Raw genomic sequence first — 25,088 nt, forward strand, 5'->3', positions numbered from 1 at the left:
GCCGCCGTTGTCCTTGGTGGTGACCTCGCATCAGCTCATCGCCGACGACGTGGTCGAGTTGCGGCTGGCCGACCCCTCGGGCGGGACGCTGCCGCAGTGGCAGCCGGGTGCGCGGGTGCTGGTGACGCTGCCCTCGGGGCGGGAGCGTCACTACTCCTTGTGCGGGGATCCGGCCGATCGGCACGGGTACCGGGTCGCGGTGCGGCGGATCGCCGAGGGTGGTGGCGGGTCGGTGGAGGTCCACGACGAGTTGCACGTGGGGTTGCGGCTGCGGGTGCGCAGGCCCCGGAACGGGTTCGCGTTCTGTGGGGAGCCGCAGGTGCTGTTCCTGGCCGGCGGGATCGGGATCACGCCGCTGCTGCCGATGGCCCGGGCCGCCCAACACGCGGGAATCGACTGGAGGTTGATCCACACCGGCCGCACGGCCGGCGCACTCCCGTTCACCGCGGAACTGAAGGCGCTCGACCCGAACCGGGTGGAGCTGCGCACCGACGAGGTGCACGGAGTGCCGGACGCGGCCGAACTGCTCTCGCACGCCTCGCGGGGCGCCGCCGTGTACGTGTGCGGACCGGCGCCGATGCTCGGCGCGGTGCAGCGGGCGCTCGACGCCTCACCGGCGGCGTCCTTGCACTTCGAGCGGTTCGGCGCCGCGCCGATCCTGGACGGCCGGCCGTTCGCGATCCGGCTGGGGGAGGGCGGGGAGCAGGCGACCGTCCCGGCGGACCGCTCCGCGCTGGACGTGGCACGGGAGTTGAAGCCGGACCTGGCGTACTCCTGCAAGCAGGGTTTCTGCGGGACGTGCGTGCTGAAGGTGACCTCCGGGACGCCCGAGCACCGTGACCGCAGGCTGACCGAGGAGCAGCGGGCCGAGGGCCTGATGCTGCCGTGCGTGTCCCGAGCCGCCGAGGGCGAGACCCTCGTCCTGGAGGTGTGAGCGATGAAGCAGCGCGGGCAGTTGCCCCGGTTCCCGTTCGACGAACGGGACTTGGCGAAGTTCCGGGAGGTGCAGCAGCTGGCGTACCACTGCGCGGAGCAGGTCGCGGCGTGGATGGAGCCCGGCGTCACCGAGCGTCAGGCGACCGCGAAGCTGCGGCGCAGCCTGGTGCAGGCCGGGGTGCAGGACTTCTTCCACGTACCGTTCGCCTGGTTCGGCGACCGCACCGCGTTCCGGCACTTCCACACCCCGCTGCAGTTCTTCGCCGGCTCACGGGTGCTGAAGGAGGGCATGCCGTACGTGCTGGACTGCGCGCCGGTGGTGGACGGGTACACGGCCGACATCGGGTACGGCGGCAAGGTCGGCGAGAACCCGGTGTGGGACAAGCTCGCGCAGGACCTGCGGGTGTACCGGGAGCTGATCCTGCGCGAGGTGAAGGCACGCAGGACGCTCGACCAGGTGTACGCGGCGGTGGACGCGCAGATCGCCGAGCACGGCTACGACAACCGGCACCAGGTGTACCCGGGTCGGGTGATCGGCCACCAGGTGACCAGGACGACCGCCCGCGGCCCGGCCGGGGTCAACCTGTTCGGCTTCGGCGTGCGCACGCTCCAGACCCTCGGGCGGGAACTGGTGAAGGAACGCCTGGAGGGGCGCTCCCCGCTGTGGGCCGGCGGCCGCGCCTCCCGGCACGCCCCGACGCCCGGACTGTGGGCGGTGGAACCGCACATCGGTTTCCGCGAGGTGGGCATCAAGTTCGAGGAACTCCTCGTGGTCACCGACGAGGACGCGTACTGGCTCGACGACGACCTGCCGCACGTGCGGCGCTGGGCACTCCAGGAGGGCACCGTATGACCGGCCGCAGCACCGAGATCCGTCGCCGCACCGTCGACTCCGGCGGGCTGAAGCTCGCCGTGTACGAGCAGGGCGACCCGGCGAACCCCACCGTGCTGATGGTGCACGGCTACCCGGACGACCACAGCGTCTGGGACGACGTGGCCGCCGACCTGGCCGCCGACCACCACGTGGTGCGGTACGACACCCGCGGCGCCGGCGCGTCCGGGGTGCCGGCCCGGCGGGAGGACTACCGGCTGGAACTGCTCGGGCAGGACCTGTTCGCCGTCGCCGACGCCGTCAGCCCCGACCGGCCGGTGCACGTGGTGGCGCACGACTGGGGCAGCGTGCAGTCCTGGGAGGCGATCACCGCCCCCGGCTCGTACCGGCGGATCGCCAGCTACACCACCATGTCCGGCCCGTGCCTGGACCACATGGGCCACTGGATCCGGCACCGGCTGCGCCGCCCGACGCCCCGGCACCTCTCCCAACTGCTGCGCCAGGGCCTGCACTCCTGGTACATCGGCCTGTTCCACCTGCCGGTGCTCGCGCCCGCCGCGTGGAAGCTCGGCCTGGCCCGGCTGTGGCCCCGGGTGCTGAACGACCTGGAGGCCGTCCGCCCGCGGCCCGGCCACCCGCAGCGGACCCTCGCCAAGGACGCCGTGCACGGCATAGAGCTGTACCGGGCCAACATGCGCCCCTCGGTCGCCCGGCCGCGCGAGCGCCACACCGAGGTGCCCGTCCAGCTGATCACCCTGCAACGCGACAACTACGTCTCGGAGTTCCTCTCCGAGGGCCTGGAGCAGTGGGTGCCCCGGCTGACCCGCCGCACCCTGAACGCCACCCACTGGTCGGCGCTGCTGGAGAAGGGCCCGGCGGTCGCCGCGCTGGTCCGCGAGTTCGCCGCCCGCGACCACGGCGCGCTGCGCCAGGAGCCGTCCGGGAGCGGCGAGTTGGTGGTCGTCACCGGCGGCGGCAGCGGCATCGGCCGGGCCACCGCGCTGGCCTTCGCCGACCAGGGCGCCCGGGTGGTGGTCTGCGACCGCGACCTGCCCGCCGCGCAGCGCACCGCCGAACTGTGCGCGCTGTCCGGCGTCAAGTCCGGCGCGTACCAGGTGGACGTGAGCGACGGCGCGGCCGTGGACGCGTTCGCCAAGCAGGTCGCCGCCGACTTCGGAGTGCCCGACGTGGTGGTCAACAACGCCGGCATCGGCCACTCCGGGACGTTCCTGGAGACGACCGAGGAGGAGTGGCGGCGCGTCCTGGACGTCAACCTGTGGGGCGTCATCCACGGCTGCCGCGCCTTCGGGCAGCTGATGGTCGACCACCGTCAGGGCGGACACCTCGTCAACCTGGCCTCCGCCGCCGCCTATCTGCCGTCCAAGGTGCTGGCCGCGTACGCCACCTCCAAGTCGGCGGTGTACATGCTGTCCGACTGCCTGCGGGCCGAACTCGCCCCGCACCGGATCGGCGTGTCCACCATCTGCCCCGGCATCGTCAACACCAACATCACCCGCACCACCACCTTCTCCGGTCTCGGCGCGGACGAACAGGCCGCCAAGCAGGCCAAGGTGTCCAAGATGTACGCCCGCCGGGGCTTCCCGCCCGAGAAGGTCGCCGCCGAGATCGTCCGCGCCGTCCGCACCGGCCGGGCCGTCGTCCCCGTCACGGTCGAGGCCAAGGCCGCCCGGCTGCTCGGCCGGCTCAGCCCCGGCCTGCTCCGCCGGGCCGCCAGGATCAACGCGGGCTGACCGCAGCGCAGTTGGGCTTCGTGGCCGAACAGTGCGGCGCGGCCGGTGACGAGAACCGGCCGCGCCGCACGCGCGTGCCCGGGGAAAACCGGCTGCGCCGCGCTCGCGGTGGGCGGGAGACTGCCGTCCATGGACACACCCGAAGCCCGAGCCCTGCGGCACGTCGCCGCCCGCAGCAGCGGCGACCCGCTGCCCGCCGGGATCGACATCACCCTCAACTTCCACCCCGACCGCGAGCTCGACGGGGTGCCGATCCTGGAGTCGCTGGCCCGGGACGGCGTGTACCGCTCCCAGTTCTCCACCGGCACCAGCAACGGCGGACTCACCGCCCACCCCGGCGGCGACCGGTGGACGTGGGAGAGCCGGATCTTCGGCGGCGCCTACGACGACGCCCCCGCCGAGCGCCGCCCCGTCTACGGCGCGCTCAACCACCTCCGCAGCCCCTACGGCGGCGCACCCCGCTTCGGCTCCGCACACTTCCGCCTCGCGCCCGAGGCGCTGCACCGGGCCACGTTCTGCTACCCCGACAGCGTCTTCGAACCCGAACACTTCGGCACCGCCGAGGCCATGGCCCTGCTCACCCTTCTTGAAGCCGACGAACAGGACCTGCTGGACGCCTACATCGAAGCCCAACTGCACGGCACAGTACGGCTGTTGGACCACCTTGACGCGCTCGTCCTGGACCCCTGCTACCGGGGCACCGCCGTCGAGACCGCCGCCCGCGCCCTGCCCTGCCGCCTCGAATGGCACCCCGGCCACCGGCTCGCCGCACAGGAGTTGGAACAGTACGCCGACTACCGGGGCCCGCACATCACCGCCCTCGGAGCGAAGATCGCCCACGACGGCGTCCTCGACCCCGCCGTCATCGGCGCCGCCGTCCGCAGCGGGCAGTACGACCCGCAGGAGCTGAAGAAGGTCTGGCACTGCCTGGCCCGATTCGGCCGGCCCGTAGACTGACATCCCATGGACCTGACTCCGATGGCCACCCCCCTCGCCTCCTTCGCCCTGGTCGTGGGCCTGCTCACCCTCACCCCCGGCCTCGACACCGCCCTCATCCTGCGCACCGCCGCCCTCGGCCGGCGCCGGCAGGCCTGGGGCGTCGTCCTCGGCATCCAGACCGGCACCATGATCTGGGGCACCGCCTCCGCCGCCGGCCTCAGCGTGCTGCTCACCGCCTCCCGCCTCGCGTACGAGACGCTGCGCTGGGCCGGCGTCTGCTACCTGCTGTGGATGGGCGTGCAGCTGTTCCGCAACCGCCACCAGGACTCGCCGGACGAGCCGGAGGCGGCGGACAACTCCGGTGGCCTGTGGGCCGGTTGGCGGCGCGGCACGGTCACCAACCTGCTCAACCCGAAGGTCGGCGTGTTCTACGTCGCCGTGCTGCCCCCGTTCATCCCCGCCGGAGTCCCGCACCTGCCCGCCGGCGTGCTGCTCACCTCCGTGCACGTGGCCGAGGGCATCCTGTGGTCCGCCGTCCTGATCGGCTTCGCCCACACCCTGCGCACCTGGCTGCGCCGCCCCGCCGCACGCCGGGCGCTCGACCGGGTCACCGGGGCCGCCGTGGTCGGCTTCGGCGTCAAGCTCGCGCTGACCGACTGAGGTCCTGGAAGACTGCCGCACGGACCTCTCCTGCTTCCACGACGTGATCACGGGTTCGATCAAGGCCCACTGATCATCCGTCAGACCACCGGATACGCCCTCTGAGGCCCGGCCCCGGCGTGGTGGTACTGGGTTCACCATGGATGCGGATACAAGAGCCATGGCAGGCCCGTGTTGAGGTGCTCTAACGTCGAGCCATGACGATTCCACCCCGGTTGGGGCTCCTGGCACGGCGGGCGCGGCGGGACACCGGCTTCCTGGCCACGGGTGTCCCGCTGCACCTGGCGCTGGTGCCCGTGTGGGCCTGGGCCGCGACGACCACTGCCAGGACGGGGAACTGGGCGCTCACGCTCGCGGTGTCTGTCGCCCTGGTCCTGAGCGGCGTCCCGGTGCTGACGGCGGTTCAGCGGTACCGGCACCGGGCGCTGCTCGGGGTGGACATCCGCCGCTCGGCGCCCGTGCCGCAGCGATGGTCGCCGACCACGGCCCTGCGGTGGCTCTGCTCGGTGCGCGCCTGGCGGCAGGTCGGGTACCACCTGGTGCTGGGCCCGCTGGCGGCCCTGTCGGAGCTGTTGGTGCTGATGGCGGCGGTGGCGGGTCTGGCGGGCGCCACCGGGTACGGCTGGGTGTGGGCGCTGCCGGTCGGGGTGCGGCACGACTGGTTCGGCTGGGCGACGCTGATGCCGTGCTACACCGTGCTCGGCCTCTTTCTGCTGTCCCTCCTGCCCTGGCTCGCCGGGGTGGTGGCCCGGGCGGAGTCGCGCTCCGCCGCGGCGCTGCTCGGACCGAGCCGGGCCGATCGGCTCCAGGAGCGGGTCGCGTACCTGGCGGGCAGCCGTACCGGCCTGATCGAGGCGGTCGATGCCGAGCGCCGCCGAATCGAGCGCGACCTGCACGACGGCACCCAGCAGCGGCTGGTCTCGCTGGCGGTCAACCTGGGACTGGCCATGGCCACCCGCCCCGACCTGTCGGGCGAGGCCCGTGAGGTGCTGGCAGAAGCACACCTGGAGGCGAAGGCGGCGATCGCCGAACTCGCCGATCTGCTACGCGGGTTGCACCCTGCGGTGCTCGAGGACCGGGGCCTGGACGCGGCGTTGTCCGGACTGGCCGCCCGAGTTCCGCTGCCGGTGCGCCTGCGGGTCGAGCTGCCGGAACGGGCGGCGCCCGCCGTGGAGTCGGTTGCGTACTTCGTGATCTCCGAGGCGCTGGCGAACGTGACCAAGCACGCCGGCGCCTCGCGGGTCGAGGTGACGGTCCGACGGGTCGGGACGGTCCTGCGGGTGAACGTCACCGACGACGGGCTGGGCGGCGCCGACCCCTCCGGTGGTACGGGGTTGAGCGGGCTGGCCAAGCGGGTGGGCTCCGTCGACGGCAGCTTCCGGCTCAGCAGCCCCGTCGGGGGACCGACGACCGTGACGGTGGAGCTGCCGTGCGTGCGGTGATCGCCGAGGATTCGGTGCTGTTGCGGGTCGGCCTGGTCAAGGTGCTGGAGATGGGCGGCTTCCAGGTCGTCGCGGAAGTCGGCGATGCGGAAGCGCTGTTGGCCGCCGTCGAGGAGCACCAGCCCGAACTCGCTCTGGTGGACGTCCGGATGCCGCCCACCTTCACCGACGAGGGCGTGCGGGCGGCCGCGGTGATCCGCCGCGACCGGCCGCGCACGGCGGTGGTCCTGCTCTCGCAGTACGTGGAGGAGCGCTACGCCGCCGACCTGTTGGCGACCAACACGAGCGGAGTGGGCTACCTGCTCAAGCAACGCGTGGCCGATGTCCAGGACTTCGCAGCAGCGGTACGGCGGGTGGCCGAGGGGGGAACGGCGCTGGACCCCCAGGTCGTCGCCCAACTTCTGCTCCGCCGCAGCGACCCCCTGGCCGCCCTGACCCCGCGCGAGCGGGAGGTGCTGGCCCTGATGGCGGAGGGCCGGTCCAACGCCGGCATCGCCGAGGCACTGACGGTCAGTGAGAGCGCGGTGGCCAAGCACATCAACAACATCCTCGCCAAACTCGACCTGCCGGTGGCCGATGCGGACCACCGCCGGGTGCTCGCCGTGCTGCGCTTCCTGGGCGCGTCCAGGGGCTGAACCCAGGGGGGCCACGCCTGCCGTCATCACGGCGACGGGCCCGGCGCCGGCCCACGCTGCGCCGCGTCCGGGGGGCGCGGGGACGCCGACCGCGGTGGCGTTGGCGTCCCGGCTGCCGTTGGAGGCGTTTCCCGAGGCGGGCCGACCAGCAACTCCACCTGGCCGTCGACGGACTTGGCCGACGGTTCGGCCGGGCGGGAACCGCCCGAGCGGCGTCAGGCGTCGATCGGACGCAGCACCGCGTAGTACGCGAACGGCGGACCGTACAGCCGGGCGACCCGCAGCCCGGCTCCCTCCGCCAGGCTGATCAGCGAGGCCGGCCGGATCTGATGCCGGTCGAAGAACTCGCCGACCACCAGCCGCCCGAACGGCTTCAGCGCCCGGCGCAGCTCGGCCAGCGTACGTGCCGGATCCGGGATCTCGCCCAGCGCCGTCACCAGGTAAGCCGCATCGAACGAGCCATCCGCAAAAGGAAGTTCATGTGCGTCGACGCAGTTCGGCACGATGTTGTCGATGCCCTGCTCCTTGGCCCGGCGGCCCACGTGGTCGAGCATCTCCTGCTGGATGTCCACGATGTCCAGCCGGCCGTTCGGGCCCAGCTGCGGTGCGACGTGCAGCGACTGCAGGCCGGTTCCGGGGCCTATCTCCAGGATCCTCTCGCCCTCCCGGGCCTGCAGCACGTGGTCCAGACGCTTCAGCGTCAGGAACGGCAGCGGCAGGTCGAGCAGCCAGCGCTGAGAGTACGGGTACGGCGCGGTGTCGGTGAACCACCAGGTGGCGACGGCGGCGGCAGCGCCCGCGCCGATCAATGCCCGCGAATTCCTCATAATTCCTCCCCAAATGTCCGATTGGGCCATCGAGGCTTGTCCGATGGTCAATCAGTGGTGTTTGTGTGCAATCTGTTTGTGTCGCCGCCGACTCTGTCGGCAATCGACCCGAGCGGGCCGAACGAAGCGCCCGTGGACCGCCGTTGCGGCAGGCCGGGGACTTCCCGAAACGGACCGGACCGCAAGCGCCGATCACGTCACGAGCATTTCCGCTCAGCGGCCCGGCCGAGGGAAGGTCCGGGTCGCGAGAACCGCGCAGGCCACCGCCAGTGGCAACTCGGCGAAGACGGCCATCAGCACCGCCGGCTCGAGGTCCGAACCCGGGGCAGCCGTCATGGTGTCGAACCAGGCATCCACCAGCAGCAGGGTCGAGGTCGCGGCGGAGGTCAGGCAGGCCCGGCGGTCGCCGCGCCTGAGGAGCAGTCCGGTGGAGAGCAGGCCGAGCGCCTCAAAGCTGTCCAGACCCGTCCACGTCCAGGCCCAGTGCGAGGCCTGAGCGGTGGCCGGCAGCCCGGTGTGCAGGAAGACCAGCCAGGGAATCATCGCCAGCCCGAGCACGGTGAGGACCGTGGCCGCCCGGCGAAGCAGCAGCGGGAACGTCGAAGCGGCCGCGGCCTTCGGAAGGATCCGCGGGACACCGGGGCCCGAAGCGGCGTCCACGCGGACCAGGCTGAGCGAATGAACGCCGGTCAGCCGAGTGCTCGCCATGACACCTGACTCCCTCCCGTGCCCGCCCCTCGGGCACAACATCAGCATGTCGTTCGCGCGCGCCCGAGGCAGTAGCGCTCCCATCCGACTTGATGGTGGTGCCAGGTACACCTTCCGCGTCCGGCGACACTGCGAGGAGATCCGGCCTGCCTCCGCCGGAGCCAGTTCCGGCCGGCCTTCGTCGCCATCGGCTGCACGCGCGGCCCGGTCCTGCTGCCGGCCGCTCCACCGCTCGCCGCCGTCGTGACCCGGGAACGCAGCGCCGATGTCCTGCGATTGACCGTGATCGACGACGGATCAAGGACTCAGGACACTAGGGTCCCGCCACGGCGGCGGCCAGCCGGGCCGCTGCCGTGGCCACCGCCGACCGCAGCTCCGGGCCGCCCAGCACCCGGAAGTCGAACGGGACGGCGGCCAGCCACTGGGCGTACATCGCCGGGTTGCGGGTGCTGCCGAGCAGGACGCAGCGCTCACCCGCCGCCTCCAGCCGGCCCATCGGGGCGCCGATCCACGGCGCGGCCTGCGCGAGCGGGGCGTCGAACTCCACCTGCGTCGGGAAGGCCCAGCCCGAGCCGAGATGCGCCTCCAGCAGGGCCACCGGGTCGAGGTCCGCGGGCATCCGGAAGCCCGTCGTGGTCTCCTCGGCCGCCTGCACCCGGTCGATCCGGTAGGTGCGCATCGCGCCCGCCCGATGCGCATGGCACAGCAGGTACCAGCGGGCCCGGCGCACCACCACCGCCCACGGATCCACCTCCGCCCGCCACTCGTTGCCCGCCTCGCTCCGGTACGTGATCACCACGCGCCGCCGCGCCGCCACCGCCTCCACCAGCGTGTTCGTCACCGCCGGATCCGGGTACACGGCCCCCGGGTCCGGTGCGGCCGCCGCATGCTCGCGCAGCGCCGCCGCCTGCCGCCCGACCTCCTCCGGCAGCACCCGGACCACCTTGTCCAGCGCCGCCCCCACCGGGTCACCCGGCTCGCCCGCCGCCGGCCGCCCGTCCAGCACCGCCATCACCAGCCCCAGCGCCTCCGCCTGCGTGAACGCCACCGGCGCCAGCCGCGTCCCGCGCCGCAACCGGTAGCCACCGTGCGGGCCGCGCTCCGACTCCACCGGGATCCCCGCCTCCCGCAGGATCGCCACATAGCGCCGCGCCGCGCGATCCGTCACCCCCAGCTTCTGCGCCAACTCCTCGGAGGTGGTGCCCGGCCGGGCCCGCAGGATCTCCAGGGTGCGCAGTGCGCGGGCGGTGGGGCTGGTTCCGGTCGACATGTCGGCCAGCGTATGCGGATGCCGCGACAACCAGGAAGCAGATCGTCCTGAACCGCCCCTAGCCTGGGGACACGCCCGCTTTTCCGCCTCTATTTTTCGGGAGCACCCCCGTGGACATCCTGCTCATCGGCGGCCTCTGGCTGGACGGCACCGCCTGGAACGCGGTGACCCCCACCCTCCGCGAACTCGGCCACCACCCCCGGCCGTTGACCCTGCCCGCCACGCCCAGCACGACCCTGGACGAGCAACTCGCCGCCGTCCTCGCCGCGGTGGACTCCGCTGCCGATCCGGTCATGCTGGTCGCCCACTCCGCCAACTGCACCCTCGGCTGGCTGGCCGCCGACGCCAGGCCCGAGCGGATCGCCGCACTCGTCCTGATCGGCGGCTTCCCGGAGCAGGACGGCCGGCCCTACGCCGACCTGTTCGACATCCGCGACGGCGTCATGCCGTTCCCCGGCTGGGCGCCGTTCGAAGGCCCCGTCAGCGCCGACCTGGACGAGAGCATGCGGCAGCAGATCGCCACCAACGCCATCCCCGTCCCCGAACGCGTCGCCCGGGCCCTCGTCCGCCTGACCGACGACCGTCGCTACGACGTCCCGATCGCCATGGTCTCCCCCGAGTACACCCCGGACCAGGTGCGCGCCTGGGTCGCCCAGGGCCAGGCCCCCGAACTCGCCCACGCCAAGCACGTCGAGTACCTGGACTTCGACTCCGGCCACTGGCCGATGTTCACCAAGCCCACCGAACTCGCCCGCCTCCTGGACACCCTGGCCTGACGGGCAACCAGCGCTTTGGTGGCCCCCTGCCGGACGACGCGGCAGGGGGCTTCGACCTTCCGTCGCCGGCAGGCCCACGCCGCGCGTACCCGTCCCGGGTGCGCTCATCGCGGCCAGAGATGACAGTTGTCGTCGATCATCGCAGCCGGACGGGAAGCGCGAGCCGGACCCCGGGCGCTCACACCTGTGCGCTGCGATCGTCGCAGCCGCCGAACGCGACCACCCCGGAAGGCAGCCATGGCCACTTCACCGAGCACCGGCCCGACCATCACCACCACCCCGACGACACCGGACGGCATACCGGGCCGGCTCGTCGCCCTGCTCGCCGTCTCCACCGGCATGACGGCCGCCAACCTGTACTACGCGCAGCCGCTGCTGGCGAAGCTGGCCGAGGTGTTCCAGGTCGGGACGACCACGGCGGGTGCGCTGGTGACGGTCACCCAGATCGGTTACGTGCTCGGGATGCTGTTTCTGGTGCCGCTCGGCGACCGGATCGAGAAGCGGCGGCTGGTGGCGCTGCTGCAGGCGGTCATCACCGTCTCGCTGGCGGTGGCCGGTACGGCGAGCAGCTTCGCGGTGCTGCTGGTCGCTTCGCTGGTCAGCGGTGCGACCTCGGTGGTGGCGCAGATCCTGGTGCCGTTCGCGGCGAGCCTGGCCCCGGACCACGCGCGCGGCCGGATCGTCGGCCGGGTGATGGCCGGGCTGCTCACCGGGATCCTGCTCTCCCGCACCCTGAGCAGCCTGGTGGCGGGCGCCGCCGGCTGGCGGGTGGTGTACCTCGGCTCCGCCGTTCTGACCGCGCTGCTCGCCGTCGCCCTGTACCGGGCGCTGCCGGCGCACGCGGCCACCACCGATCTGCCGTACCGCCAGGTGCTGCGCTCCACCGTGCAGTTGGTGCGCACCCACCCGGCGCTGCTGAAGCGCGGGTTGTACCAGGCGGCGGTGTTCGGGTCGTTCAGCGCGTTCTGGACGGCGGTCTCGTTCCAGCTCACCGGCCCGGCGTTCGGGTACTCGGAGGCGGGCGTCGGGATCTTCGCGCTGGTGGGCGCCGCGGGCGCGCTGGTCGCCCCGCTGGCGGGACGGTGGGCGGACCGAGGACTCGGACGGCGGCTGACCGGGGCGGCCCTGCTGGTGGCGTCCGGAAGCGCGGTGCTCGCGGGTCTGGGAGGGCACCGCATCGTGCTGCTGGCGCTGGCCGCGATCGTGCTCGACGTCGCCGTGCAGACCACGCTGATCCTCGGTCAGCACGTGGTCTACCAGCTCGACCCGGGCGCCCGGGCCCGGCTGAACAGCGTCTTCATCGCCACTTTCTTCCTGGGCGGCGCACTGGGTTCGGAGTTCGGCACCGTCGCGTACCACGCGGGTGGCTGGTGGGCGGTCGCCGGGCTCGCCGCGGTGCTGCCGCTGCTGCCGCTGGCGCACTGGGCGGCCGACCGGAAGGCCGTGGCGGGCTGAGGCCCCGTCAGCCGAGGTGGCGCAGCAGCGCGGCCACGGCCGGCGCGGGCTCCCCGGCGGGGCAGACCACCGCCACCTCCCACCGGGGCTGCCCGCGGGTGAACCGGCGCAGGGCGAGGTCGGGGAAGTGGGCGGCGATCGACTCGGGCAGGACGCACACCCCCAGGTCGTGGCGGACCAGTTCGGCGGCGGCCACGATGTCGTTCACCTCGAAGACCGCCGCCCGCTCGACGCCGGCGGTCCGGAACGCCCGGTCCACCGCGGAGCGGACCGCCCAGCCCGGGGCGAAGTCGACGAACGGCAGCCCGGGGAGCTCCTCGAAGCGCACCCGGTCCGGGTGGGCGAAGGCGCGGCCCGGCGCGGCGGCCAGCACCATCGGCTCGCAGGCCAGCGAACGCACCGTCAGACCGCGCTGCTGCTGCCGGTCGAACGCGACGATCGCGGCGTCCACGGTGCCGTCCCGCAGCCCGGCGCGGATGTCCACGGCCGCCGCCTGGCGCAGCCGGATCGTCAACCCCGGGTGTTCGGCGCGCAGTTCGCCGAGCACCCGGTCGAGGCCGAGCCAGACGCCCTGCATGGTGCCGATGGTCAGCACACCCCGCAGCACCCCGCGCGACTCGTCCGCCGCCGCCCGGGCCAGCTCCGCCGCCCGCAGCGCGGCCCGGGCCGCCGGTACGAACGCCGCACCGGCAGAGGTCAGGCCGACCCGGTGCGTGGTGCGCTCGAACAGCTGGACGCCGAGCTCCTTCTCCAAGGTCCTGACCGTGCCGGACACCGCCGACTGCACGAGGTGCAGCCGCCGGGCCGCCGCAGTGAAACCGCCTTCCTCGGCCACCGCGACGACGACCTCCAGCTGCCGCAGTTCCATCCCGCCCCATCCCGTCGTCGCAGCTCGGCCCGCCTTCCGGGGCCTGTTCGAGGTCAAGGCTAGGCCGCCGGGAAAGGCCCGGGCCCGCGACAGGTGTGCACGGACCGTGCGGGGCGGGTGCGTCGTCGGGCAAGTGGGGGTGCGTGGCGTTCCTAGGGTGGGGCGAGATCCAAGCCCAACTTCGAGGGAGCGCGCCGTGACCGACACGAACGCGGTCGGCCGGCGGCCGGTCCTGGAACCGCAGGCGCAGGCTTTCGCGGAGGCGACGGCGAACCCGCCGTACCTGTTCCAGCTGACGCCGGCCGAGGGCCGCCGGGTGGTGGACGAGGTCCAGTCCGGGGAGATCGCCAAGCCGGCGGTGGACGAGGAGTGGCTCACCGTCCCGGGCGGCCCGACCGGCGCCGTCGAGGTGCGCGTCGTCAGACCCGCCGGGGCGAGCGGCCCGCTGCCCGTCGTGCTGTACCTCCACGGCGCGGGCTGGGTGTTCGGCAACGCGCACACCCACGACCGGCTGGTCCGCGAACTCGCCGTCGGCGCCCACGCCGCCGTGGTCTTCCCCGAGTACGCCCGCTCGCCCGAGGCCCGCTACCCCGTCGCGATCGAGCAGAGCTGGACGGTGGCCCGCTGGGTGGTCACGGACGGCCGCGGCAAGGGGCTGGACGCCGAGCGGATCGCCGTCGCGGGCGACAGCGCGGGCGGCAACCTGGCCGCCGCGCTGACCCTGATGGCGAAGAAGCGCGGCGGCGTCCCGCTGGTGCACCAGGTGCTGTTCCACCCCGTCACCGACGCGTCGTTCGACACCCCGTCGTACCGCGGCTTCGCGACCGGGTACTTCCTGCGCCGCGACGCCATGCAGTGGTTCTGGGACCAGTACACCGCCGACCTCACCCAGCGCGCCGAGATCACCGCCTCCCCGCTGCGCGCCACCGTCGAGGACCTGAAGGGCCTGCCGCCCGCGCTGGTCGTCACCGCCGAGGCCGACGTGCTGCGCGACGAGGGCGAGGCGTACGCGGCGAAACTCCGCGAGGCGGGCGTCCAGGTCACGGCGGTGCGGTTCCAAGGCGTCATCCACGACTTCGTGATGCTGAACGCGCTGCGCCCGACCCGGGCCGCCGGGGCCGCGATCGGGCTGGCCGTGCAGGTCCTGCGCGACGCCCTGCACCAGGGGTGAGGCCGCGATGAAGCCGCCGATCACCGCGCCGCTGCTGAGCGAGTGGGGCTGGCAGGCCCGGGCGGCCTGCCGGGGCATGGACACCGCCGTGTTCTTCTCGCCCTGCGGCGAACAGGGCGAGGCCCGCCGCAGTCGCGAGCGCCGGGCCCGGTCCGTCTGCGGCGCCTGCCCCGTCCGCCCGGCCTGCGCGTCCTTCGCCGTCCGCACCCGCCAGGACTTCGGCATCTGGGGCGGACTCACCGAGGCCGACCGGCAGGTGACCAGGACAGGTTGAGATCACCCGCTCCGGCGCGGGTCAGGCGGCGCCGCTGTCGGGCAGGGCGGCGAGCCGGCCGCGCCGGCTGCGCCACTCGCTCGGGGTGACACCGTACGCGGCCCGGAAGGCGCGGCTGAAGTGCGAGGCGCTGGCGAAGCCGTGCCGCCGGGCCACCTCGGCGAGGGTCGGGCCGTACGGGCCGTGCCGTTCCAGGGCCCGCGCGCAGGCCTCGACGCGGCGCTGCTGGATCAGCCGGGTGACGGTCAACTCCTCGTCCTCGAACAGGCGGTGGAGGTAGCGGACGGAGATCCGCAGCGCCCGGGCCACCGACTCCGGGCCCAGGTCCGGCCGGCCGAGGTGGGCATCGACGTGGGCCAGCGCCCGGGCCACCAGGAGTTCGCGGGCGGTGGCCGGTTCCCGTTCCTCGTCGAAGGCGATCGCGTCCACCAGGTCCGCGACGTGCCCGGCCAGCCGTGCGGCCGCGGTCGGACCGAACTGCGCGGCGTCGCTCAGCACATGGGTCAGCAGCAGGCCGAGCATCGTCACCGCCCCGTCGTCCGGCCGGAGCGTCGAGCCCGCCAGCCGCGACAGCGTCCGCGGGCCGCTGAGGGTGCGCTGCGGCAGGTGGATCAGGTGGAGCCGGAACGGCTCGGGGAAGTGGAGGGCGAACGGCCGGGCCAGGTCCACCACCATGATCTCCTCCGGCCCGGGCCGCAGCGAGGGCCCGGACTGCGAGAAGACCGCCTCGCCCCGCAGGCACAGGGCCAGTGCGAAGCGCTCGGCGGGTTCCGGGCGGCACAGGCTCGGCGGGCGGCTGATCCGCTGCGGACCGGCGTCCAGCGACACGGTGCGCAGGTGGCCCAGGCGATGGGAGCGGACCCGGCCGCGCGGCCCGCCCGGCGCGCCGGCCGTCACCCTGACCGGGACGAGCGCGCGGGACAGCGCCTCGCTCCACACCTCGTGGCGGGTGTCCTCGGGGAAATCGCGGGTGTCCAGGACGAGGGTCATGGGTGTCCCCACCTTCCGTCGTTGCCTGACCGGACGCCCACGGCTGCGGGGCGCGGTCCTCGTTCGCCACCCAGCGTCCCCCGGCCGATCCGCCCGCCCGGCCGTCGCGGGTCCGGCCGGGCACGGCGTGCACGGTGCTGTGCGCGCTCAGGCATGCGGGCGGTGGCGGTCTCGACCGCCCGTGGCCGCCCGCCGACGGAGGGTCACCCCGAGAGGGCGTCCCGGAGTTGGGCCCGGGACTTGATGCCCAGCTTCGGGAAGATCTTGTGCAGGTGGTAGCCGACGGTGCGCGGCGAGAGGTACAGCCGGGAGGCGATGTCCCGGTTGGTGAGCCCCTGCGCCGCCAGCTCCGCTATCTGGAACTCCTGCGGCGTCAGTTCGGCCTTCGCCGCAGGCTCCGGGCCCTGCGGGACGGCGGCGCCCGCCGCGCGCAGCTCCGCCGCGGCGCGCTCGGTCCACGGCCGGGCGTCGAGCCGCCGGAACGTCTCCAGCGCGGTGATCAGCAGCCCGCGGGCCTCGGCCGAGCGCCGCCGGCGGCGCAGCCACTCGCCGAAGTCGAGCTGGGCGAGGGCCCGTTCGAAGGGCCACCGGCCGCCGGCGGGATCGGCCAGCGCGGAACGGAAGTGCCGCTCGGCGGCCTCGTCGCTCTCCCCGACCAGGGCCGCCGCGCGCTGCGTGACGGCGTGCAGGCGCGGCGAGATTCCGTCGCCGAGGGTGCGCTCCGCCGCGGCCAGCACATCCCGGGCGTCCTCGGTCCGCCCCGCGCGGACAGCGGCGGCGGCGAGGTCGGCCAGGTAGTAGAGCGAGGTGTGGTAGTGCACCGGGGCGGGCCGGTAGTCGTGGGTGAAGGTGTTGCGGAGCTCCACGTAGGCGCTCTCGTGGTCGCCCTCGACCACCTTCGCCATGCCCAGCGCGTAGTGGTAACGGGCCCGCAGGCTGCGGGAGTTGCGCAGATCCACCCCGCACAGGGCTTCCTGCGCGCGGGCGCAGGCGCCCTGGTGGTCGCCCCGGAACGCGCCGAGGGTGGCCTGGAGGATCAGCGAGCCGAAGGTGACGTTGTCCGCCCCGGCCTCGGCGGCCATCCAGTACGCGTCCTCGGCCGCGGCCTGCGCCGCCGCCCAGGCCCCCGACTCGCCCTCGGCGAGGGCCAGCGCCTGGGTGAACGTGGCGTTCGAGCCGGCCGTACCGGCCCGGCGCAGCAGGTCCGTCGCGTGGCACAGGATCCGGACCGCCTCGTCCGTCTCGTCCAGCACCCAGGCCGTGGCACCGAGGAAACCCAGATCGGCGAGCGAGTCCGGGGCCGCCAGCGCCAAGGCGCGACGGAACTGCCAAAGCGCCTGCCGGCGGTCGCCGAACGGCCGCACGGCGGTCGCCGACCAGACCCGCTCGGCCGGGTTCGCCTCCTGCGGGATCAGCCGGCCGATCCGCAGCAGCTCGTTGCCGTAGAACGGGTCGCCCGTGTTGTACGCCGAGGTCGCGGCGGTGGCCAGGGCGCCGACGCCGAGCGACGGCTCCAGTTCGACCATCGACTCGGCGACGTGCAGCGACGCCGCCAGCGACTCCTGGTGGCGCAGCGTCAGACCCAGCGCCCACCCCCGCATCAGCTCGCCCTCGGCCCGGGCGACCGGGTCCGCGGTCAGGCCGCCGATCCGGGCGGTGAGGTCGCCCGCCCACTGCGGGTGCCCCGCGAGCATCGCCGCGGTACCCGCGGCCAGCAGGCGCCGCGCGTGCAGCTCCGGGTCCGGGGTGAGCTCGGCGGCCCGCTCCAGCGCGGCCGCCGCGGCCGCGAAGCCGCCCCGGGCACGGGCCCGCTCGGCGGTCTCGGCGAGCGCCTGCGCCACGGCCGCGTCCTGGCCGACCGTCCCGGCGGCCAGGTGCCAGGCCCGCCGGTCGGGCTCGGCGCCGGCCGCGTCGGCCAGCGCCAGGTGCGCCGCCCGGCGCTCGGCGAAGCTCGCCGCCTGGTAGACGGCGGAGCGCACCAGCGGATGACGCAGCAGCACCTGCCCGCCTTCCAGCCGCAGCAGCCCCGCCTCCTCGGCGGGCAGCAGCGCCCCGACCACGTCGCTCCCGGCGGACGCGTTCACGATGTCCCCGAGCCCGGTGGTTCCGGCGGCCGCGACCAGCAGCAGCGCGGCGCGGGTCTTCGGCGGCAGGCCGGGGAGCTCGGCGGCGAACAGGTCCTCCAGCCGGCGGGTCAGCGGTAGGGTCTGCGCCGCCCCCGGCCGGCCCGCCCCCCGGGCGACGGCCCGGGACAGCTCGATCAGCGCCAGCGGGTTGCCCGCCGCCTCCTGGAGCACCTGCGCCCGGGCCCGCCCGGTCGGCGGGACAGGCTGGGCGTTCAGCAGCAGCCCCGCGTCCGCCCTGGCCAGCGGACCGGCCGTCAGGTGCGGGAAGTCGCGGTCGAACCGACCCGGCACGCCCGCCTCGCGCGCGGCCAGCAGCATCACCGCGGCCTCCCCGTCCAAGCGGCGGGCGACGAACGCCAGGATGTCCAGCGAGCCGAGGTCCAGCCACTGGAGGTCGTCCACCAGCAGCAGCAGCGGCTGCCGGGCGGCCGCCTCGGTGATCAGCGTGGTCACCCCCACGCACAGGTGCAGCGGATCGGCGGGCGCCGCGTCCTCGCCGGCCAGCCCGAACGCGCACCGCAGCGCCGCACGCTGACGCTCCGGCAGGTCGTCCAGACCCGCCAGCAGCGGACGGAGCAGCTGGTGCAGTCCCGCCAGCGCCAGCCCGTTTTCCGCCTCGCTGCCGCGCACCCGCAGCGTCTGCAACCCCCGGGCGGCGCCCTGCCCGGCGGCCCAGTCGACCAGCGTGCTCTTCCCCGCACCCGGCTCCCCGGTCAGCACCAGCACATGGGTGCCCTCGCCCCGCACGGCATCGAGCAGGCCATCGATCCGGGCCAGCTCCGACGCCCGCCCGAAGATCGCCGGCGCGGCCGGCCCGTTCCCGCCCGTGTGCACCATCTCGTCCCGTCCTGCCAGGTCAGGGCCCTGATACCCCGACGCGGTGCGGCCATCCTGTCAGCCCCGGGGACGGGCCCGGAGGCCGGTGTCCGGACGACGACCGGTCATTTGACAGAAGCGCGACCGGCCGGGCCCCCGACAGCATCGGCAGGGAGGGGGGAGAAGTGCCGTGACGACCACGGCAGGCACAGCGGAGTGGACATGACGAGCACCGGGACGCACCGGGACAACCCCGAGGACTTCGGCGACCGGGCGGCCTCCACCCACTCCACCCACGCCTCCACCCACGGCATCGACCGGCTGGTCGGACGCGGCGCCGAACTGGCGGCGCTGCGCCGCTGCGTCCGGCACGAACCCGGCGCGCCCCGGGCGCTGGTGCTGCTGGGCGAGGAGGGCATCGGCAAGTCCCGGCTGCTGCGCTCCGCCTGCGAACAGGCCGCGCAGGCAGGGCAGTCGGTGCTCACCGCCCAGGGCTGGGCACCCGAGCGCGAGGTGCCCTACGGGCTGCTCCGGCAGCTGCTCGCGTCCTCGCCGGAGCGGATCCAGGCCCCGGCCGCACTCGACGCCGGCACGCCGGCCGGGCCCGAGCCGGCGGCCGCCGTCGCCGCCCTGCTGGACGGCGCACCGGTGCTGATCGCCGTGGACGACGCACACGCCTGCGACCGCCCCACCCTGGAACTGCTGGGCTCGCTGGTCCGCCGCCCCGGCGGCCGCATCTCGGTGCTGCTGGCCGCCCGCGACCAGGAGGCGCTGCGGACGCTGCCCGCCGACACCGCCGTGCTGCACCTGGACCCGCTCCCGCCGAGCGCCTGCGCCGAACTGCTGGACGCGGTACCCGGCGCACCCGTCGGACGCACCCGCCTGGAGGTGCTGGAGGAGGCCGAGGGCAACCCCTCCGCCCTGCTGGAACTCTGCCGCCGACGGTCCTTCCGGACCGACCCGGCCGCCGCCCGTCCGCGCACACCCCGCCTGCACACCGTCCGGACCAGGTTCGACACCCTGCTCGGCCGGCTGCCCGCACCGACCCGCCACGCCCTCGTCCACGCCGCGCTCGCGCTGCCCGGTGACGACGCCTCGGCCGTGATGGCCGCCCTGGGCACCACCGACCTGGGCATCTGGGCCCCCGCCGAGGAAGCCGGGATCCTCGCCCTGACCGACGGCCGGCTCGTCTTCCGGCACCCGTTGGCCCGGGTCGCCGCCGTCGGCGGCCAGCCCGCCGTCCTGCTCACCCGGGCCCACCGGGCCCTCGCCGAGCGGGCCTCCGCCCGCCCGCTCGACCGGGTCCGCCACCTGGTCGCCGCCACCGTCGGCCCGGACGCCGCGTTCACCGAGAACCTGCGGCCCGCCGTCGAACGCGCCACGGACGAGTTCACCCTCGCCCAGGCCCTGGAGGACGCCGCCCGGGTCAGCACCGACCCCGACGAACAGGCCCGCCTGCTCACCGAGGCCATGGCCGCGGCCGCCGCCGTCGGCGACCCGGACTGGGTCCGCAACCTGCACACCCGCTTCCGCAGCGTCAACAGCGACCCCCGGCTCGCCCGCCGGGCCGCCGTCGCCGCGGCGGCCGCGCTCTCGCACACCTCCCGGCAGAAAGAGGCGTTCGACCTGCTGCTGGACGCCACGGCCGAGCCCACGGCCGATCCCACGGCCGACACCGCACTCGACACCGCGCACGACACGAAACTGGCCGCCCTGGCAGCGGCCATCGCCGACCAGTCGGGCCTGCCGGAGCACCGCAACCGGCTCGCCGAGCTGCTCGCCGCCCTCCGCGCACCCGGACCGGAGGCGCGGCCCGGCACCGAGGAGCCCGGCGTGCTCGCGGGCTTCGTGCAGGCCCTGACCACCCGGCCCGCAGGCGCCCGCCGAGCCCCCGCCCGCCGCAGCACCCCCGCGATCGGCAGCACCCCCGCGATCGGCAGCCCGGAACCGCTGATCCGCCGCCTCGCCGTCGCATCCGTCGCCTACCTCTCCGACGAACCCGACGACTGCCTGGCACACTTCCGCGCCGCCGACAGCCACCTGCGCGGCCGCCGCGCCTTCGGCCTCCGCGCCTGGTACGCGGCGCCCCTGCTGGACACCCTGCTGGCCACCGGTCAGTGGCCGGAGGCAGCCGCCCTGCTGGACGAGGCCAAGGACCGGGCGGCCGTGCTGCGCCTGACCCGGATCCGCGCCGACCTGGAGGCCCTCGACCTGTCGCTGCGTGCCCTGCGCGGCACCGCACCCGCCGACGCGCCCCTGCGGCCGGCCGTCCCGCTCGACCTGCACGAGAACCTCGCCACCCAGGTCCGGGCGGTGCGGGCCCGCGCCCAGGTCGCGATGGCCCACGGCGAATGGGCCGACGCCTACCGCCGGCTGCGCACCCTGTTCGCCGAGGACGGCACCCCCCGCCACCCCTTCCTCTCCTCGCGCTGCCTGGCCGACCTCGCCCTGGCCGCTCACCGGGCCGGCCTCGCCGACCGGGCGGCACCGGTCCTGCACCGGGTGCGAGACGCTCACGAGGAACGGCCGACCACCCGGATGACGCTCCTGCTGCACCACGCCACCGCGCTGCTCGATCCCGGCCCCGACCCGGAACACCACTTCCGCCTCGCCCTCGTGAACGCGGACGGCGAACGCTGGCCGCTCGAACGCGCCCAGGCCCGGCTCAGCTACGCGATCCGGCTGCGCCGCGACCGGCGGCCCTCGGAGGCCCGGCAGCAACTCGTCGCGGCGCTCGAAACCGCCGAGACCCTCGGCTCCCGGCCGCTCGCCGAGGCGATCCGCCACGAACTGCGCGCCACCGGCGTCGCCACGGCCACCGGCTCCGGCGCGGCGCTGGGCGGGCTCACCGCCCAGCAGCAGCAGATCGTCCGGATGGCCGCCCGGGGCCTGTCCAACCGCGAGATCGGCGAACAGCTCTTCCTCTCCCCGCGCACCGTGGGCACCCACCTGTACAACGTCTATCCCAAACTCGGCGTCAGCAGCCGCCACCAACTGCGCGACCTGCTCCCCAGCGCCTGAGCAGCCCCTGGTCGTTCACCGTGGGCACGGCTACGGTGTCACCCGGCGACGCCGGACACGGCGCACCGACCGCGGTGGCACAGCAGAACGAGAGATGAGGTGGCGTGGAGCCCGACGCGTGGCCGGAGGAGGACCTTCTGCGGCCTTCCCGGATCGTGCTGGACCCGGCGGTGGCGCGGCTGGTCGCGGCCTCGGCCGTCCCGCCCGGGCTCGACGAGCTCGGGCCGGTGACCGGCCGTCAGGCCCTGCTGGAGTCCCAGGGCGACCTGATCGAGGACTGCGAGGTGGACGCCGAATTCCGGGTCGCACCCGTCGGGCCCTGCGGACTGGTCGGCTTCTGGACCTTCCGCCCGCTCGGCGCCGAGGGCCCGCTGCCCGCCGTGCTCTACGTCCACGGCGGACGCTGGATGCTCGGCGACGCCCAGACCCACGCCCGCCTGATCACCGACCTGGTCAACGGCAGCGGCGCGGTCGCCGTCGTCCCCGAGTACAGCAGGACCCCCGAGGCCCGCTACCCCGTCGCGCTGGAGGAGTGCTACGCCCTGCTCCGGTGGATCGCCGCCCGCCCCGAACCGCTGGGCATCACCGCCGACCGCATCGCCGTCGCGGGCGACTGCGCCGGAGCCACCCTGGCCACCGCCGTCGCGATGCTCGCCACCACCCGCGGCGGCCCCGCCCTGCGCGCCCAACTCCTCTACTACCCGCTGGTGGACCCCGCCTGCGGCAGCGCCGCGCAGCGCCGCTTCGGCGCCGGCTACCTGCTCAGCCGCCAGGGCATGCGCCGCTACTGGCAGGAGTACCTCGGCTCGCCCGAGGACGGCGACCGGCCGACGGCCAGCCCGCTGCGGGCCGGCCCCGACCTGCTCGCCGCACTGCCGCCGGCCCTGGTCGTCACCGCCGAGGCGGACGTCGTCCGGGACGAGGGTGAGGAGTACGCCGCCCGCCTGCGCGCCGCCGGTGTGCCCACCACCGCCGTGCGCTTCCTCGGCACCGTCCACGACTTCGTCTCGCTGAACGCGCTGCGCGACAGCCCCCCGACGCTGGCGGCCGTCCAGCAGGGCTGCGACTTCCTGCGCGCGCACCTCGCCTGAGCAGCATCACCCCGGCAGACCAGTCGTCCGACTCATGCGCCGGAGCCCACTGCCCCGGCATGCTGGCCGCATGCCAGCTCCCACCTCCCCGACCGCGCCCGCCCGGCTGCTGACGACCCGTTCGGTCCCGGCGGCCGAGAGCCTGGAGTACTGGCACGACGCGGTGCTCGCCAGCCTGGTCGGCATGGACATCCGCACCGACGGCCACAGCTACGACGCCGCCATGCACAACCGGACGGTCGGCGACCTGCGGATCAGCACCCTCGAATGCGACCCCGCGGACGTCCGCCGCTCGCCGCGTTCCATCGCGCGCGGAGACGGACAGTACGTGTTCGTCGCGCTCCAGAGCACCGGCATCGCCCAGGTCGAACAGGACGGCCGCACCGACGAGTTGAGGGCCGGCGACATCGGCTTCTTCGAGACCATCCGGCCCTTCCGCAGCCGCTACCCCGAGCGCTTCCGGCTCAAGCTCTTCACCCTGCCGCGCGCCCTGCTCTGCCAGGACGAGGGCGACCTGCGCCGGCTCACGGCCCGGCCGCTGCACAGCGGCCACGCCCTGGGCCGGCTGCTCTCGCCGTTCCTCGAACGGCTGGCCGACACCGCGGACGCCCACGCCGCGCCGCTGGCCGAGAAACTGGCCCGGGGCGCCATCGACCTGATCGCCGCCACCGCCGCCCAGCAACTCGGCCGGCCCGTGCAGGACCTGCCCGGCGCGCACAACGCCGTTCTGCTGCGCGTGCAACAGTACGTCCGCTGGCACCTGGCCGACCCCGGACTGACCCCGGCGGCCATCGCCCGGGCGCACGGCATCTCCGTGCGGTACCTGCACCGGCTCTTCGAGGGCGAGGGCCGGACGCTGTGCCAGTGGATCCGCGGACAGCGCCTGGAGGAGTGCCGCCGGGCGCTCGCCACCGCCCCGGCCGACTCGGTCGACCTGGGACGCATCGCCCGCCGCTGGGGCTTCACCAGCGGCGCGCAGCTGAGCCGGGCCTTCCGCAGCGCCTACGGCCAGTCGCCGACCGACTGGCTGCTGACCGAACGCCACCGCCGCGCGACCGGGGAGCTCCGGTGACGGCCCCCGACCCGGCGCGGCGGGCGGCCGCCTGGCAGCTGGCGCTGTCGCGGGCCTTCGCCCGGGTCGAGGTGGCCGTGCACGACCCGGCCTGGACGGGCTCGCTGGCCACCGTGCGCCTGGGCAGCCTGCAAATGTCCGAGGAGAGCTCCGGGCCGGCCACCGTCCTGCGGGACGCGGCGGCCGTCGCGGCCGACCCGTGCGGGGACGTCGCCGCCCGGCTGCAACTCGACGGCACCGCGCGGGTGTTCCAGGGCGGCCGGGTGGTCGAGCTGCCGCCGTGCTCGCTCACCTTCCTCGACCTGAGCCGGCCCTTCCGGCTCGTCCTCCCGCCGCTCCAGCGGGCCAGGACCCTGCTGGTGCCGAGGTCCGTCCTCGGACTGGAGGAGAGCGCACTGCGCCGGTTCACCGCGACGCCGGTCGATTCGGCCGAGGGGAGTGCCGGGGCCCTGCTGCTGCCGTTGCTGGCCAACGCGGGGGCGGCGCTCGGCGGAGCGTCGTTCGCGGTGCAGGAGCAGATGGCGCGCGCCGTGGCCGAGTTGCTGGCCGCGCTGGCCGCCGACCACGCGGCCCGGACCGGCCCGGACGGGCGGTTCGCCGCGCCCTCGCTGTTCGAGCGGATCACCGCCTCGGTGGAGGCCTCGCTGGGGGATCCCGAGTTGTCCCCGCAGTCGATCGCCGACCGGCACGGCGTCTCGCTGCGCTACCTGCACCAGCTGTTCCAGCGCCGGGGCGAGACGGTCGGCGGGTGGATCCGGGGGCGCCGACTGGCAGGGGCGCAGCGGGAGTTGGCCCGCCCCGACGCGCCGGGCCGGACGATCGCCGCGGTCGCCGCGCACTGGGGCTTCGCCAGCGCCTCGCACTTCAGCCGTGCGTTCCGGGAGACCTACGGAATGTCCCCGAACCAGTGGCGAGCCGATCGGTCGGCCGCCGGTCGGCCGGCCGCCGGAACACCGGAGTGCTTGGCGCAAAGTCGACTTGGCGAGGATGCCACTCTTTGACAGCGGCCCGGCCGGACCGTGATGATCTGCGGTCGTGCACGCCCGGCGTCCCCGGGAATTCGGCGGCGGGGGATTTCCGGCCGTGCGCCGGGCGTGCGGGAATCGGGGGAGGGCGCGGCAGGGGCAGCGCGCGCCCTGGTCGGGAGTCCAGGGCCACAGGTGCGGCCACCTGGGGGCGGTGGCCGGAAAGCGCACGTCGGCGAGGTGCCGGGGCTCGGCCCGAGGGCGTGAAACAGGGCGCGCGGCCGGGTTGCCGGGGCGTGGGGAGCGCACGGAACCCATCGCTCGTGCTCCATGACGGGACGTCAATTTGGTGGCCTGGTAAGCATGATGTGTCCATTCCGCTTACTATTCGGCCAAACGAGGGGCGCGCGGGACCGAATCGGTGATCTTACTGCGGGGGTTCGGCGTGCCTTCCTGACGACGA

General features: G+C 74.5%; 21 protein-coding genes. 15 read left to right on the top strand and 6 right to left on the bottom strand.

What is annotated here, in order from left to right; translation table 11 throughout:
• The first annotated feature begins 16 nt into the window (after positions 1 to 16).
• From ACZ6R9_RS11590 to ACZ6R9_RS11620, 7 genes are all read left to right on the top strand, one after another.
• Positions 17 to 934, top strand: a complete 918-nt coding sequence (locus tag ACZ6R9_RS11590; RefSeq protein ID WP_465538259.1) for a PDR/VanB family oxidoreductase — start codon at positions 17 to 19, stop codon at positions 932 to 934.
• A gap of 3 nt (positions 935 to 937) precedes the next feature.
• Positions 938 to 1,789: a M24 family metallopeptidase gene (locus ACZ6R9_RS11595; protein WP_380484809.1), complete on the top strand. Its 852-nt coding sequence runs from the start codon at positions 938 to 940 to the stop codon at positions 1,787 to 1,789.
• Positions 1,786 to 3,519, top strand: a complete 1,734-nt coding sequence (locus tag ACZ6R9_RS11600) for an SDR family oxidoreductase (RefSeq protein ID WP_380484810.1) — start codon at positions 1,786 to 1,788, stop codon at positions 3,517 to 3,519. The genes ACZ6R9_RS11595 and ACZ6R9_RS11600 overlap by 4 nt, the downstream gene beginning before the upstream one ends.
• A gap of 129 nt (positions 3,520 to 3,648) precedes the next feature.
• Positions 3,649 to 4,476: a DUF3626 domain-containing protein gene (locus tag ACZ6R9_RS11605; protein WP_465538004.1), complete on the top strand. Its 828-nt coding sequence runs from the start codon at positions 3,649 to 3,651 to the stop codon at positions 4,474 to 4,476.
• 6 nt (positions 4,477 to 4,482) lie between these two features.
• Positions 4,483 to 5,118: a LysE family translocator gene (locus ACZ6R9_RS11610; protein WP_465538006.1), complete on the top strand. Its 636-nt coding sequence runs from the start codon at positions 4,483 to 4,485 to the stop codon at positions 5,116 to 5,118.
• A gap of 197 nt (positions 5,119 to 5,315) precedes the next feature.
• Positions 5,316 to 6,560, top strand: coding sequence for a sensor histidine kinase (locus ACZ6R9_RS11615; protein ID WP_465538007.1), 1,245 nt, complete (start codon positions 5,316 to 5,318; stop codon positions 6,558 to 6,560).
• Positions 6,548 to 7,195: a response regulator gene (locus ACZ6R9_RS11620; RefSeq protein ID WP_380484817.1), complete on the top strand. Its 648-nt coding sequence runs from the start codon at positions 6,548 to 6,550 to the stop codon at positions 7,193 to 7,195. Before ACZ6R9_RS11615 ends, ACZ6R9_RS11620 begins: the two co-directional genes overlap by 13 nt.
• Positions 7,196 to 7,410: 215 nt before the next feature.
• Here the strand turns inward: ACZ6R9_RS11620 and ACZ6R9_RS11625 are convergent, their stop codons facing one another.
• The 3 genes from ACZ6R9_RS11625 to ACZ6R9_RS11635 all read right to left on the bottom strand — a co-directional run bounded on the left by ACZ6R9_RS11625 (position 7,411) and on the right by ACZ6R9_RS11635 (position 10,000).
• Positions 7,411 to 8,022: a class I SAM-dependent methyltransferase gene (locus tag ACZ6R9_RS11625; protein WP_380484820.1), complete on the bottom strand. Its 612-nt coding sequence runs from the start codon at positions 8,020 to 8,022 to the stop codon at positions 7,411 to 7,413.
• A 213-nt stretch (positions 8,023 to 8,235) separates the two neighbouring features.
• The gene (locus ACZ6R9_RS11630; RefSeq protein WP_465538010.1) at positions 8,236 to 8,730 is read right to left on the bottom strand and encodes a hypothetical protein; all 495 of its coding nucleotides are present in this window, start codon (positions 8,728 to 8,730) and stop codon (positions 8,236 to 8,238) included.
• A gap of 313 nt (positions 8,731 to 9,043) precedes the next feature.
• Positions 9,044 to 10,000: a helix-turn-helix transcriptional regulator gene (locus tag ACZ6R9_RS11635; RefSeq protein ID WP_465538011.1), complete on the bottom strand. Its 957-nt coding sequence runs from the start codon at positions 9,998 to 10,000 to the stop codon at positions 9,044 to 9,046.
• 110 nt (positions 10,001 to 10,110) lie between these two features.
• On the opposite strand from ACZ6R9_RS11635, the gene ACZ6R9_RS11640 reads away from it, so the two are divergent.
• Both ACZ6R9_RS11640 and ACZ6R9_RS11645 read left to right on the top strand, forming a co-directional pair.
• Positions 10,111 to 10,776: an alpha/beta fold hydrolase gene (locus tag ACZ6R9_RS11640; protein WP_465538014.1), complete on the top strand. Its 666-nt coding sequence runs from the start codon at positions 10,111 to 10,113 to the stop codon at positions 10,774 to 10,776.
• Between the two features lie 237 nt (positions 10,777 to 11,013).
• A complete protein-coding gene (locus tag ACZ6R9_RS11645; RefSeq protein WP_465538016.1) occupies positions 11,014 to 12,231 on the top strand; it encodes an MFS transporter in 1,218 nt (405 codons plus the stop codon).
• 7 nt (positions 12,232 to 12,238) lie between these two features.
• Here ACZ6R9_RS11645 and ACZ6R9_RS11650 read toward each other — a convergent pair whose 3' ends face one another.
• Positions 12,239 to 13,099, bottom strand: coding sequence for a LysR family transcriptional regulator (locus ACZ6R9_RS11650; RefSeq protein WP_465538018.1), 861 nt, complete (start codon positions 13,097 to 13,099; stop codon positions 12,239 to 12,241).
• A gap of 196 nt (positions 13,100 to 13,295) precedes the next feature.
• Here ACZ6R9_RS11650 and ACZ6R9_RS11655 point away from each other — a divergent pair, with 196 nt between their 5' ends.
• Positions 13,296 to 14,270, top strand: coding sequence for an alpha/beta hydrolase (locus ACZ6R9_RS11655; RefSeq protein WP_465538020.1), 975 nt, complete (start codon positions 13,296 to 13,298; stop codon positions 14,268 to 14,270).
• A gap of 7 nt (positions 14,271 to 14,277) precedes the next feature.
• Positions 14,278 to 14,544 carry a WhiB family transcriptional regulator gene (locus ACZ6R9_RS11660; RefSeq protein WP_465538022.1) on the top strand — a complete coding sequence of 89 codons (267 nt, stop codon included), beginning with the start codon at positions 14,278 to 14,280 and terminating at the stop codon, positions 14,542 to 14,544.
• Between the two features lie 21 nt (positions 14,545 to 14,565).
• Here ACZ6R9_RS11660 and ACZ6R9_RS11665 read toward each other — a convergent pair whose 3' ends face one another.
• Together ACZ6R9_RS11665 and ACZ6R9_RS11670 are read right to left on the bottom strand one after the other, a co-directional pair.
• Positions 14,566 to 15,534, bottom strand: a complete 969-nt coding sequence (locus ACZ6R9_RS11665; protein WP_380483819.1) for an AraC-like ligand-binding domain-containing protein — start codon at positions 15,532 to 15,534, stop codon at positions 14,566 to 14,568.
• A 203-nt stretch (positions 15,535 to 15,737) separates the two neighbouring features.
• Positions 15,738 to 18,497, bottom strand: a complete 2,760-nt coding sequence (locus ACZ6R9_RS11670; protein ID WP_465538024.1) for a helix-turn-helix transcriptional regulator — start codon at positions 18,495 to 18,497, stop codon at positions 15,738 to 15,740.
• A gap of 201 nt (positions 18,498 to 18,698) precedes the next feature.
• Between ACZ6R9_RS11670 and ACZ6R9_RS11675 the strand changes: the two genes are divergently transcribed.
• From ACZ6R9_RS11675 to ACZ6R9_RS11690, 4 genes are all read left to right on the top strand, one after another.
• Positions 18,699 to 21,497, top strand: coding sequence for a helix-turn-helix transcriptional regulator (locus tag ACZ6R9_RS11675; RefSeq protein ID WP_465538026.1), 2,799 nt, complete (start codon positions 18,699 to 18,701; stop codon positions 21,495 to 21,497).
• Positions 21,498 to 21,601: 104 nt separating this feature from the next.
• The gene (locus ACZ6R9_RS11680) at positions 21,602 to 22,588 is read left to right on the top strand and encodes an alpha/beta hydrolase (protein WP_380483826.1); all 987 of its coding nucleotides are present in this window, start codon (positions 21,602 to 21,604) and stop codon (positions 22,586 to 22,588) included.
• Between the two features lie 70 nt (positions 22,589 to 22,658).
• A complete protein-coding gene (locus tag ACZ6R9_RS11685; protein WP_380483828.1) occupies positions 22,659 to 23,660 on the top strand; it encodes an AraC-like ligand-binding domain-containing protein in 1,002 nt (333 codons plus the stop codon).
• Positions 23,657 to 24,661, top strand: a complete 1,005-nt coding sequence (locus ACZ6R9_RS11690; protein WP_465538029.1) for a helix-turn-helix domain-containing protein — start codon at positions 23,657 to 23,659, stop codon at positions 24,659 to 24,661. Before ACZ6R9_RS11685 ends, ACZ6R9_RS11690 begins: the two co-directional genes overlap by 4 nt.
• The last annotated feature ends 427 nt before the right edge of the window (positions 24,662 to 25,088 follow it).

It is taken from the genome of Kitasatospora sp. NPDC048662, from assembly GCF_055587065.1.